The organism is Paenibacillus sp. S150, assembly GCF_019352175.1.
Classification (GTDB): Bacteria; Bacillota; Bacilli; order Paenibacillales; family Paenibacillaceae; genus Paenibacillus_AQ.
This window is the reverse complement of record NZ_JACBYI010000014.1, coordinates 12,611-25,276: the sequence shown is the minus strand read 5'-3', so window position 1 is coordinate 25,276 and position 12,666 is coordinate 12,611. Positions and strand designations below refer to the sequence as shown.

Sequence of the window (12,666 nt, the reverse complement as noted above, 5' to 3'; positions counted from 1 at the left end):
CATTCCTCCCCGTCTATGCGCTGTTTAGCTGCCGTTCATCTGATCCTAAGCGCCAGCGCGGCCGGCGTCTCCCCGGCGCGCGCCGCTTCCGGAATCCGGACGGCAATGCCCGCTTCGCAGCGGCGGAAATCGAGGTTAGCCGTCCCGCCGACGAGATCGACGGCAGCCGGCTCCGCTTCAAGCGGCAGCGTCAGCTCTTCCTCGACCCGCTCCCCCTCCTTGTACAGCCGGATTGCATAGCCGGCGTCTCCCTTGCGGGTGAAGCGCACCGCGCCGGAGGCATACGGCTCCCACACCCGCGTTCCGTAAATCGCTTCCCCGTAAACCTTCAGCCATTGGCCCAGTCCCTTCATGCGCCGGATGGCAGCGGCGGGCAGCCGGCCGTCCGGCTGGGGCCCGACGTTCAGCGCCAGGTTGCCGCCCTTGGCCACGATCTCCACGAGCAGATGCACCAGCTGACGGACGGATTTGTAACGGTCTTCATAGTTGAAGGAGAAGGACGTGCCCATCGTGATGCAGCTCTCCCAGGGCACGTTCAGCGGCTGCTCCGGCAGCGTCTGCTCCGGCGTAATCAGGTTTTCATACGGTCCGCCGACCGTGCGGTCGGCCGTAAGCAGCCAAGGCTGAATCCGGCGTGCCCGCTCTACCACCTCGCCGAGCCGGATATCCTGGTTCCGGCGCGCATTAACCCAGCCGGCGTCAAGCCACAGCATGTCGATGCGCCCGTACCGGGTCATCAGCTCCATGATCTGCTCATGGGTAAATTGCACGAACTTTTCCCACAGCCACGGGTACTGCCGCGGATCATAGGACGGCCCCCGCCACATCTGGCTGCCGCGCTCCATGCCCGGCGCCCAATAATAAGGCGTATGCCAGTCCGCCTTGGAGAAGTAGGCCGAAATCGCCAGCCCCTTTTCCCGGAAGGCGTCGAACAGCCGGCAGCAAATGTCTGCGTATTTATGGCGGTGGAACGGGGTTTCGGGTCCCGTAATCCGGTAATCGGTCGTGTGGGTATCCCACATGCAAAATCCGTCGTGGTGCTTGGTCGTGAAATTCAAATATTTGAAGCCGCCCTCGGCCGCAAGCTCCGCCCACAGCCCGGGCTGGAAACGGATCGGGTTGAACGTCCGGTTCAGGCCGAAATATTCGCGCTTCAGCTCCTCTCCCTCCACGCCCCAGTCGATGCAGTCCCGCGCCCAGTCCGCGTCGCCGTCGCTGAGCGCCCACGATTCCACCACGCCCAGTTGGGAATACGGCCCCCAATGCATCATCAGGCCGAGCTTCTGATCCTTGAACCATTCCAGCCGCTCCAGAAGAAGCGGGGCCTCCGGCTTCACCCAGTCCTGCTCGCTGCTGTAATTATGCACGCCTCCGTGCACGGCCAGCTCCTGCTCCGGCGCCTTGTCTTTGGTTTCCGCCACAACGTTTCTCCTCCTCATAGAAAGGGCCGATCCCTCCTGCTCCGGCAGGAATCAGCCACTTCTCCCTACTTGTCAATTCGCGTTTTCGTTATCCCATTGGTCATAGGCTGCCTGATAAATCTCCACGATGCGGTCGCTGCCCATCTTCTTCAGCTGGCTGACATAAGCGTCCCAATTCTCCAGCGGCTCCGCTCCCGTTACGAATTTGGCTTCCATCTGCTTGACGTAAGTATCCAGGTCGGACATCAGGGCCGATACATCCGTTTGCTGGTCGTTGTCGAGGTACACGCGCGGGAACGGCGATTTGGCAATCGGCACCAGCTTCTCTTCGTTCTGCTCGATGATCCAGTCGTCAAGCTCCGAGCGCAGGCCGTTCGTCAACTCGGGAATATTGACACCCGGTGTCACGATGCCGTAGTTCGGCGTCAGCGTCGCGCGGTACTCCTCGCGGTCGCCGCCGCCCGGCACTTCCTTGAACGCCTTCACTTTATTCGCCTCGTCCACATATTCCCACATCAGCCCTTCCGGACCTTGGATCCAGAGGGTCGCGCCTTCATAGCTGTACTGATAGTCGATCCAGCGCATCGTCGCTTCCGGATGCTGGTTGCTGGAAGTGATAGCGAAGTTGCCGTTGGATGAAATACCGGGATGCTTGCCGTATACGGGCGTGCCGGCGATTTCGCTGCTGACCGGCGTCATCAGCGGATCGGTTGTCCGCGGTTCCCCGCCTAGTGTGAAATAAGGATGATAGTCGCTGAAGAGAGCGATCTGGTTTTTGCCGCCCTTGGCTTTCTTCATGTCATCCGTTTGCGAGAACGTCTCGTGGTCGAGCAGGTTCTCTTCCCACAGCCGGTTCAGGAATGTCAAGTACCCTTTGTAGCCTTCCTCCTGCGGCGTGTAATGCACTCCGCCGTCCTTATCCGCGTAATATACCTCGTTGTAAATGCCCCAGAAGCCGAGGAAGAACATCCGCAGGTCGTCCAGCTTGACGGAAGTGAGCGGAATTTCGTCAGCCTCTCCGTTGCCGTTCGGGTCTTCTTCCTTGACCCGTTTCAAGTATTGGTACAGCTCTTCCGTCGTTGTCGGCTCGCCGGCGCCGAGCGCTTCCAGGAATTTGCCGTTATACCACATCGGCCCGCGGTACCAGACGGCTGTCGTATCGATATAAGGAAGCGCGTAAATATGGCCGTCCGTCGTCGTGATCGATTTGCGGACATCCGGATTGGCGTCCAGCACCGCCTTCAGATTCGGCGCGTATTCGTCGATCAGGTCCTCAAGCGGAAGCAACAGGCCCTGCGTGCCGTAGCTCACCTGCTCCGCGGGCGTCAAATCGGCGGCATACAGCATGTCCGGCAGTTCCCCGCTGGCGAACGTCAGATTCTTCTTCGTCGGGAAGCTGTCGATCGGCGCGGTCTGGAACTCCACCTTGATGTTGGAGAGCTCCTCCATCGCCAGAACCGTAGGCATCGAGCTCCAATTCGCCATCTCGGCGCTGGGAGCCAGCATGCTGAGCGTGATCTGTTCCTGAACGATCGGGAACCCGTCCTTGCTCACCGTGTTTGCCCCTTCAGTGCTGCTGTCCGAAGCCGGCGCATTGCCCGACCCCTCGTTGCCGGACGAACAGGCGGAAGCCAGCATGGAAAACGCCAGCAGTGCCGATAATACGGCCGCCCCCTTTTTGTGACCCTTCTTCATAGACAATCCTCCCTTAAATAATGGCTTGGCAGAACAAGCGGCGTAGCGATAATGCTATGGCAAGATCATCCCTTGACGGAACCGATCATGACACCCTGGACGAAATACCGCTGCAGGAACGGATAGAGCGCGATAACCGGCAGCGTGGATACGATAATGACCGCGTATTTCACAAGTGCGGCTACTTCCGCCTTGTTGTTGAGCGAGGACGCCATGTCCGCATTGATGGCTCCGGATTGCGCCGACATCTGCTGCAGCACGAGAATCTGGCGCAGCACCAGCTGCAGCGGATATTTGGCCTGGTCATTCAAATAAATCATGGCGGAGAAATAGTTGTTCCAGTGCCCGACCCCGAAGAACAGGGCCATGACGGCGATCAGCGCCGTCGACAGCGGCAGGACGATCCGGAAGAACAGCTGGAAGTCGCTGCATCCGTCGATTTCCGCCGCCTCCTGCAGTTCCTTCGGCATTGAGGACTGGAAGAAGGTGCGGCAGACGATCAGGTTCCATACCGACGTAGCTGCCGGCAGGATAAGCGCCCACATGCTGTTGACAAGGCCGAGATCTTTGACTACCAGATAAGTCGGGACCAGCCCGCCGCTGAAGAACATGGTGACCATGAACAGTCCCATAAACAGATTGCGTCCGATCATATCCCTGCGGCTCATCGCGTAAGCGGCCGGCAGGGTGACCGCGAGATTGACGGCCGTGCCGGCAGCCGTGTAAATAATGGTATTGAGGTAGCCGTTCCAGATAGCGGGGTCATCGAATACCCGGTTGTAGCCTTCAAACGTAATTTCTTTCGGAAAGAGCCACATCTCGCCGGACGCCACGACGTTCGGATTGCTGATGGAAGCGCTCAAAATATAGATTAGCGGATAGGCGACGGCGGCCAGCGCCAGAATGAGGACGAAATACACGATCGCCAGAAAAACTTTATCGCCTTTGGTTTCCTTGATTGCCGGTATCATTGTTGCATCACTCCCTTCTTCCGCCTTCTACCAAAGGCTGTTCTCGCTTGTCCGCCGGACGATTTGATTGACGACAATCAGCATGACGGCGTTAACGACCGAGTTGAACAAGCCGACGGCCGTGGAATAGCTGTATTGCGCCTCCAGCAGACCGGTGCGGTAAACGGAGGTGGCAATGACGTCCGATGAGGACATGTTCAGCGGGTTCTGCAGCAGCAGTATTTTTTCATAGCCGACGCTGAGCAGACTTCCGACATTCAGAATCATCAGGATGGTGATGGTCGGAACGAGCACCGGAATGTTGATGTTCCAGATGCGCTGCACCCTGGACGCCCCGTCGAGAATGGCCGCTTCATGCAGGCCCGGATCGACGGCCGACAACGCCGCCAAGTAAATGATGGTGCCCCAGCCCGTGGTCTGCCAGACATCGGACAAGACGTACATCGTTTTGAACCAGCGAGGATCAGTCAGAAAGTTAGGCGCCGTAATGCCGAGCGCTTCGAGCAGGTTGATGATCATCCCCGAAGATGGGGTCAAAAACGTAATGATCATCCCCGCCATCACGACAGTCGAGATGAAATGGGGTGCGTAGGTTACCGTTTGAACCGTTTTTTTGAACGCCCCGTTGCGCACCTCGTTGAAGGCGAGGGCCAGCAGGATCGGCAGCGGAAAGCCTATCGCCAGGCCGTAAAGGCTGATGCTAAGTGTATTCCACAGTAAATCCCAGAAGTAATAAGAATTGAAGAAACGGCTAAAATGATCAAATCCTACCCATTTGCTGCCGCCCATTCCGAAGGCCGGAACATAATTTTTGAAGGCGATTTGAATTCCGTACATCGGCAAGTAGTTAAAGATCAGAACAGTAAGCAATGCGGGAGCCATAAAGACGTATAACCGCCAGCTTCGAACTATTTTTTTGAGCGTCCTCCCTGTCCCGCGCCTCTTCTCCTGCTGTTTTGCAGGTATGGGGGACATATCTAATGCGGCTTTGCTGCTCCCTTGTACCATATCGGGCCCCTCTCCTTTCCCGTTTCGAGTAAGCCTCCTGCTAACGTTAACTATACTGCCACCAATTCGGAGGATTTGCCTTCCAATGTGTGATGGGAATGATAGAGAGAGCCGCAGCAGGTATGCTTCTATGTGTTTCCCGGCTAACCCGTAGTCTACAGAAGGACCGGTTATCCGTAAACATGTGATTTTCGCTCTGCCGGGTAAACAGTGTTAATATGGCATGCTCCAAATATGTCAGAAAATATGACAAGGAAAAATCGGCCTCCGAAGTTTCCGTTTCTCCCGCCGTGCCGCGCTATGTTTTTTTTGACATTCCGTTTACGCCGCCTTTACATTCGAGCAACCCGAAAATATAAGACCGGAGGCGGCTTCATGCCTGTTCCGGCGCGGAACGGAAAGGCTCAGAAGGCTTGAGCGGAGCACTGTTAAGTAAAAAAAGACATACCCGGGCCTCTTCTCAAGCGCGCGTAAATGGTGTACGGTTATCGTCATAAACAACATATCCGGACTTGATTTTTTTTGGACACTGGCTTTACATTTCCAGAAATAAAGCGCATTCATAAAATTCTTTGGCAAGCCAAGGGGGTAAGCATGAAGCTGAATTATTTCAAGTCCAGGTTATTTCTGAGATATATGTCATCTTATCTGCTTATTCTGCTCGTACCTCTCATCTGTCTGACATTGCTTATCTACAATAACGCCGCAAGCAACCTGCGCGCGGAAATCGAGCAGTCCCACCTGAATCAGCTCCTTCAGACCGAAACAATCGTGAACAGCCATATGAAGCAGCTTAACGATATATCCTCACACGCCGCCTACGACGAACGCCTTGCCCGCTATCGGGTGCACGATCCGTACTATGTCCTCGAAGCCACCGACGCATTGAAGCTTTATAAGGCGACAAGCCCGATTATCGGGGAGATGTTCCTTTATTATCATGGCGATTCCAATATTTATTCCACTGACGGAATGAACAGCCTCGAGGTGTTCTCAGGCACGTTCAACTTCCGCAATTGGAGCACCGATTCCATCGTCGAAGACTTGAACGGACTGCGTTACGCGACAATGCGCCCGGCCGACCTGTTCAACCGGAAACCGGGCTTCAACCAGTCGATGCTGGCTTACCTGGTGCCCATCACGCCGAACAGTCCGACTCCGCACGGCACGCTGATGTATTTGATCAAGGAATCCGAACTAACCGGCCTGATCGACTCCATCCTGGGCAACTATCAGGGTTCTTCCTATATCGTCGATTCCGGCGGCCGCATTCTGGCTGCGAACAACAACCGGGAAGATGAGCTTCCCGGCGGGGAGCTGCAGCGCCTGGTATCGCTGGAACCGGGCATTCACAGCGTGCAGCTGAACGGCGTCGCCCATTCGGTCGTCTCCGTAAAATCGGACCAGAACGGCTGGCAGTACGTTACGCTGATGCCGAGCTCCCAATTCTTCAGCAACGTCCTGCATATCCGCAGCTTCATTATCCTGCTGTTCTCGGCAGTCGTCCTGCTCGGCGCCCTGTTTGCCCTGCTGCTCGCCCGCAGGCAATACCATCCGATCTTCAGCCTGTTCGAATTCGCGAACTCCAAATACAGGGAGGAACAGCCCGCAGGCGGCGCGCCCTCCCCGGGCAACGAGCTGGAACGCATCCGCTCCGCTCTGCAGGAATACAGCGACCGGGCCGACCTGCAGGAGCCGTACGCCCGCAACCATCTGCTGCTGATGCTGCTGCGCCACGGAAACGTCAGCAGCCTGCCGCCGTACCTGCTGCAGACGCTCGATGTTTCCTTTAACCGGAACCGGCACTTCGCAATGCTGATCGGCAGGCAGGACGGCGCCGAGGAGCACGAAAACGTCCAGGAATGGCAAGCGATGCAGCAGTTGCTGTCCGAGGTCGAGTTTCCGGAGTACGACGCGCGCGTGTACTGCGTGGAATTGCCGAAGCCGGACCAGATCGCGCTGATCGTCAGCTTCGGCACGCTGGAATGCATGGAGGAGCAGCGCCAGTTCCGCGGAATCGTCCAGGCGGCGCACGATCTTCTGCATGCCGATTACCAGCTTCACCCGGCAGTCGGCGTGGGTACCTGCTACGATAATCCGGACAGGCTCAACCAATCGTTCATCGAAGCCTGCTCGGCTTATGAATCCCGGCTGTCTCCCGGGAACGGGTCCATCACTTATTTCAGCAAGCTGCCCGCCGTAAGCGACGAAGCGTGCTGGATGCCGAAGAACGTACTGCTGATGCTGGCCCAAAGCTTGAAGCAGGGGAACAGGGAGGTGGCGGAGCAGACGGTGCAGGAAGCCGTCGACTACCTGCGGACGCCGGAGCTGTCCGTCAAGTTCGTACGCTATATCAGCGTCGACATGGTCAATACGATCGTGAAGACCGCCATCGAAGCCGGCGTGGAGCATGTAAGCGCCAAGCTGCCGGTACAGCTCGTCTTTACCTCGCTGGACGAGCTGTACCGGCACTGCCTGAACCTGATCGCCCATGTCTGCGAACAGGTGGAATGGAAGGAGGAGAAGGAAGCCCGTTCCTTAATGGACCAGATCATTCAGTACATCGACGCCCATTACATGGACCACTCCTTAAGCCTGGAGGAAATTTCGTACAATTACTCCATTTCGATGTCTTATTTCAGCCGTTCCTTCAAGGAGAAGGTGGGCATTAATTTCGTGCAATATGTATGGCAAAAGCGGATGGCCGCCGTCATTACCGACCTGACCACCACCAACGACCCGCTTAAAGACATCATTCAGCGGGTCGGATATCTCGACACGCCCAACTTCATCCGCCGGTTCAAGAAGGAAACCGGCCACACGCCCGGCCAATACCGCAAGCTGTTCTCCGGCGGCAACGGGGGGCGCTAGTATTCAGGCGGGAGGATGGCAAACAATCATATTATTCAAAAGAATCTATGATGCCATTGAAGCAGGCGGCTGGGGTGAACTCACAACGAAGCGGCAATTCCCCGTCTATTCGGGAAATTGCCGCTTCGTGCGTTCCTGCTCCTGCCGTGAAAGGTCTTTTTGCCGGCCGGCGATCAATGCGGTTGACTCTGCTGAACCCCCGGACCAACCTGCTACAACTACCTTTCATTACAGTCCGGCGCCTCATCCGTGAGCCGCTGGGAGAACTGGCTTTAATCCGACTTAGCCAGCAAATACAAGAAGTATGGCGTACTGAGCAGCGTAATGATAATTCCAGTGGGAACATCGCTGCCCATGCTGACAATCCGGGTAATGGTATCCGCAAGCAGCACGATCAGCGCACCTGCCAAGGAAGCCGCCGGCAGCATCACCTTATGGTTGGGGCCCACCAGCTTTCGGGCCAGGTGAGGGCTGATCATGCCCACGAAGAAGAAATTGCCTCCTAATGCCACGCTGCCGGAGGACAGAGCGACCGCTGCCATAGACAATCCGAGAAATTCCGGCTTTACTGCCAGCCCGAGACCCGTAGCCGTATCATTTCCCAGACGAATGGTGTTAAGAATCCTGGACTTGTACAGTGTATAACCCACCAGCACCAACACCCATGGCCCCAATACGGCCAGATACTTCCAATCATCCCCCCATAAGCTGCCTGCCATCCAGCGCTGGGCAAATTCCATCTGATTCTGATCCAGTCGTAGTGTAATCAGCAAAGTATAAGCACTGTAGCCGCTCCCCACAGCCACCCCGGTCAGGATCAGCCGTGTTGGCGAAATATCGCGGCCCCTCTTGTAGGACAGCAGAAAAATAAGCAAGGCCGCCGTAAGCCCGCCTGCAAAAGAGAGAATTGGCAGGAGCAGAGCCGATGACATGCCGTCCAGAGAAAAACCGGCGATGACCAGAATCACGAACAGTCCGGAGCCGGAGCTGATTCCGAGAGTTCCCGGGCTGGCCATGTCATTACGAAGCAGACTCTGCATGATGCAGCCTGAAGCACCCATGCCGATGCCCACCAGGATGGACAGCACAATCCGGGGCAGACGGAAGTCAAAAACAATGAGCTTCTGCTGCTCCGTTCCCTCGCCCAGCAGCACCTTCAGCACTTCCGCAGGCGTGAGATTCATTTTGCCGGAATTGACGCTGATTATTCCCAGCACAACAACCAGCACCAGCATCAGGACAACGATGCCGATTTCTCGTGACCTTGAAAATCCCTTGCCCGTCATGCGGTTCATGCGAACTCCCCCCGTGGCTTCCGCGCGAGATAAAGGAAGTAAGGCACACCGACAGCCGAAAAAATAATACCCAGCGGAGTCTCATAGGGCCGGTTGATCAGTCGTCCAAGCAGGTCAGCCGCCACTACAAACAGCGCTCCGTACAGGGCGCAGGCGGGAATAATGCGCCGGTAATCCACTCCGGCAATATAGCGAACTATATGAGGCACAATCAGTCCCACGAAGCCCACCGGACCCACTACAACTACAGCCAGGCCGGTAAGCACCAGCACGACTACGGTAGCCAACCCTTTGATTACACCAGTGCGCTGCCCCAGCCCTGCGGCGACATCCTCTCCCAGACTCAGCAAGGTGATGGAAGGAGCCAGCGCAACCGCAGCGATCGTCCCCGCGACAAATAACGGAGATACAAGGGCAAGTTCCGTCCATGTGGCACCGGCGGTGCCTCCCGCCGTCCAGTAGGCCATCGCCTGGCCCAGACGATAGCGGATGGACAGATACGAGCTGAAGGCACCGAACATCATAGAGATGGAGATGCCCGCCAGCACCAGCCGCTGGGGGGTCATCCCCCTCTTGCCCATACTGGCAATAAAATAGGTCATCCCCGTTGCCAGCGCCGCCCCCAGACAGGCGAACAGCATCGTCTGCAGATAGGTCTTGTCCGGAAGAAACACGAGGCACAAAGCGATAGCGAAGCCGGAACCGGAGCTGATGCCCATAAGGCCTGAATCCGCCAGGGGATTGCGGGTGGTACCCTGCATGATAGCGCCGCAAACGGCAAGGCTGGTGCCAACGATAACGTTTGCTGCTGTCCGGGGAAACCGCAAGGTCTGAATGATCTGGTGCTCCGTCACACTGGGGTCAAAGGCAAAGATTGCACTCCACGCCGTGGCCAGGTTCATATCGGCAGCGCCAAATGAAATGGACGCGGCCATGGAGAACAACAAGAGAACGGCCCCCAATGCCATGAACAAGGTATACTTTGCCGCGCCTTTTGACTGTTTACCTGCATGTACTTGCTTCATCCTTCTTCACCTATCCTGACAATCTGTATCTGCTTCACATCGGTAAGAACATGCTCTGCAAAAGATCATTTGACCAGTTCGTTGATATTTTCCATAATATAATCCAGTTGTTCCTTCAAACTTCCAAGATCATTATAATAGAAAAGACCTTGATATTCGCCGGGGATTTCCAGCACACGCCCTCCCGCAACCGCAGGGATGCTCTTCCAAATATCCGTCTTGGCATAAGCAGATTCCTTGCCCTCCTGCCGGAACCAGAAGATATAGTCGCCGAAGTACTGGTGCGCTACCTCATAGCTCAGCGTTGCCCGCCCCTCTCCGTTTTCCGCTATCAGTTCCTCCAGCTTTGCGGGTTTTTTCAGGCCAAGGTACTTGTATAACAGTGTCCCTCCTCTTGATGAGGTCTCGTAGGCGACGCCGCTCCAATCTCCGGATGGCCCCCAGTCTTCCATAATGCTGAAGGTTTTGTTGGCAAATTGCTCGGAGGTGAGCTTGGCCTTGGCTTCCTCCAGCTTTTTACTGAAGGCATCAATCATCGCCTTGGCCTCTGTTTCCCGGCCCAGCGCCTCTCCAAGAAACGCCAGCCGCTCCTCAGGAGACAAACTTTCTTCTACGACCAAAGTGGGGGCAACCTTGGACAGCTTGTCAAATTCTGCCGCATCATAAGTTACGATCACTTCCGGCTCATAGACCATAATATTTTCCGCTTCCCAAGGATCAAGCGACTCTATTCCGTCAAGCTCGTCATAGAAGGGCATGGTTGGCTGCTTCCACCCTGAAAAGGCAACCGGCTTAATTCCCAACGCGACAACATCGCCAACGTACCAGTTTACAGCCACCTTCTGCGGATTGGCAGGCACTTCTACATCCCCTTTGACAGTCTTGACAATTCTTGTTGCGGCTTGCGGAGAACTCGTCGGCTGCTCCGACTGGACAGCCGGGGCAGGCGATGATGCGGGTGTTTCGGCATTTGTTGCCGCCGTCCCTCCGCCACACGCCGATAACAGCAACGTTATCCCCAGCATGGCCGTCATGACCAGATTCGCTCTCGTTATATATCTCATCCCATAATCCCCTTTGTCCTGAAAATTGAATTGGCGAACAATTCTTTCATCAGTATAAAGGGGGCAAGCCTTACAGCCAATGCCGTCATCTCTCTTCATGATCGACATTTTCTCTCTATATTCGCCAGGGGTCATGTCCAGCCTGCTCTTGAAGGTTCGGATCAGATTATGCTCGTCCGTGAAGCCACAGGCCAATGCAATTTCCCGCATGGAGGCATTGCTGTCCCTGAGATGCCTTTGAACCGCCTCCAGCCGTTTTTGAATTAAATAGTCCTGGGGGCTTTCACCTGTCTGCTGCTTAAACATTCGGTACAGATGACTGTAGCTTATGTGCAGCAGCTGTGCCAGTTCCTGAATGGAGAAGGCTTCATTATATTTCAGGGCCATATAGTTCCGGGCCATTGTTACCAGATCGGGCCGCAGGCTTGCACTTCTGCCGGATGCCAGTTCTTCATAGATTTCGCAGACCAGTTGGAGAAAGGATGTCTTTACAGACAACCTCCGCAATGGTGAAGGCGCCTGCCAACGTTCATGCATCCCCCTCAATTGACTGACAAAAAACAGCGGGTGATCCGGGCAAAGAGCATATTGCCTGTCAAAGGGAAACGCCTCCGACATGCGGTTAAGCCCGCGCCGGCCTAAGAGGGGGACTCTTGCTCGATACAGCACCATATAACAATCCAGCGGCTCCTGAACAGGGGAAACCGACAGCCTGGTTCCCTTGCCGCCGTGAAAAAGACCGAATCGGTCCAGTTGATATGACGTCTCGTCCAATTGTACCTGTCCACCGCCGCCATAGGCGTACAGAAAGATGCTTGATGGTGCAGTATATTCCCGAATTACCGCACCCGGAACAAGCCGCTGATGCCGAATATCCACTACTGACACCTGTGCCTGCTCCCATATGGCAAGCTCCAGATCCAGCTTCCATGCAGCGAGAGGCCCTGGACTTTGAAATAACTTCATGCGCTTGCCCTTCCCTTCTTTATCGAAATAAATGATATTGATTATTATTCTCATTATAAGGGGAAGCTTCGCTGAAGGGTATACCGAAATGAGTTTTTTTGAATCTTATGGTGTCCAATGTCCCGAATGAACGCATGGCACCATTCAAATAAACGTAAAAACAAGCAGAAACGGCTTCGCTGTCCTTATATAAGGGACGGGGCGTTTCAGCGAGAAAAGCCTCAGTACAAAGACTGAAGCTTTCTCTAATGCGGTCAAGAGGACTCGAACCTCCACGATATTGCTGCCACTTGCACCTGAAATGGTGAGCCGTAAAGGAGGCGAGCTAAGGATGCTTATCTCTCAAATCC

At 55.5% G+C, this 12,666-nt stretch carries 8 protein-coding genes; 1 reads left to right on the top strand and 7 read right to left on the bottom strand.

Annotation, left to right across the window (positions count from 1 at the left end):
• Positions 1–35 precede the first annotated feature (35 nt).
• The 4 genes from HYD27_RS14565 to HYD27_RS14550 all read right to left on the bottom strand — a co-directional run bounded on the left by HYD27_RS14565 (position 36) and on the right by HYD27_RS14550 (position 5,062).
• A complete protein-coding gene (locus tag HYD27_RS14565) occupies positions 36–1,421 on the bottom strand; it encodes an alpha-L-fucosidase (RefSeq protein WP_375373919.1) in 1,386 nt (461 codons plus the stop codon).
• Positions 1,422–1,493: 72 nt separating this feature from the next.
• A complete protein-coding gene (locus tag HYD27_RS14560; protein WP_219216301.1) occupies positions 1,494–3,116 on the bottom strand; it encodes an extracellular solute-binding protein in 1,623 nt (540 codons plus the stop codon).
• A gap of 65 nt (positions 3,117–3,181) precedes the next feature.
• Positions 3,182–4,087, bottom strand: a complete 906-nt coding sequence (locus HYD27_RS14555) for a carbohydrate ABC transporter permease (RefSeq protein WP_219216299.1) — start codon at positions 4,085–4,087, stop codon at positions 3,182–3,184.
• 27 nt (positions 4,088–4,114) lie between these two features.
• Positions 4,115–5,062: an ABC transporter permease gene (locus HYD27_RS14550; RefSeq protein WP_228745150.1), complete on the bottom strand. Its 948-nt coding sequence runs from the start codon at positions 5,060–5,062 to the stop codon at positions 4,115–4,117.
• A gap of 627 nt (positions 5,063–5,689) precedes the next feature.
• Here HYD27_RS14550 and HYD27_RS14545 point away from each other — a divergent pair.
• A complete protein-coding gene (locus tag HYD27_RS14545) occupies positions 5,690–7,966 on the top strand; it encodes an AraC family transcriptional regulator (RefSeq protein ID WP_219216295.1) in 2,277 nt (758 codons plus the stop codon).
• Between the two features lie 272 nt (positions 7,967–8,238).
• Here the strand turns inward: HYD27_RS14545 and HYD27_RS14540 are convergent, their stop codons facing one another.
• From HYD27_RS14540 to HYD27_RS14530, 3 genes are all read right to left on the bottom strand, one after another.
• Positions 8,239–9,261 carry a FecCD family ABC transporter permease gene (locus tag HYD27_RS14540; RefSeq protein ID WP_375373918.1) on the bottom strand — a complete coding sequence of 341 codons (1,023 nt, stop codon included), beginning with the start codon at positions 9,259–9,261 and terminating at the stop codon, positions 8,239–8,241.
• A complete protein-coding gene (locus HYD27_RS14535) occupies positions 9,258–10,286 on the bottom strand; it encodes a FecCD family ABC transporter permease (RefSeq protein ID WP_219216293.1) in 1,029 nt (342 codons plus the stop codon). Before HYD27_RS14535 ends, HYD27_RS14540 begins: the two co-directional genes overlap by 4 nt.
• A 65-nt stretch (positions 10,287–10,351) precedes the next feature.
• The gene (locus tag HYD27_RS14530; protein WP_219216291.1) at positions 10,352–12,316 is read right to left on the bottom strand and encodes an AraC family transcriptional regulator; all 1,965 of its coding nucleotides are present in this window, start codon (positions 12,314–12,316) and stop codon (positions 10,352–10,354) included.
• Positions 12,317–12,666: the final 350 nt, after the last annotated feature.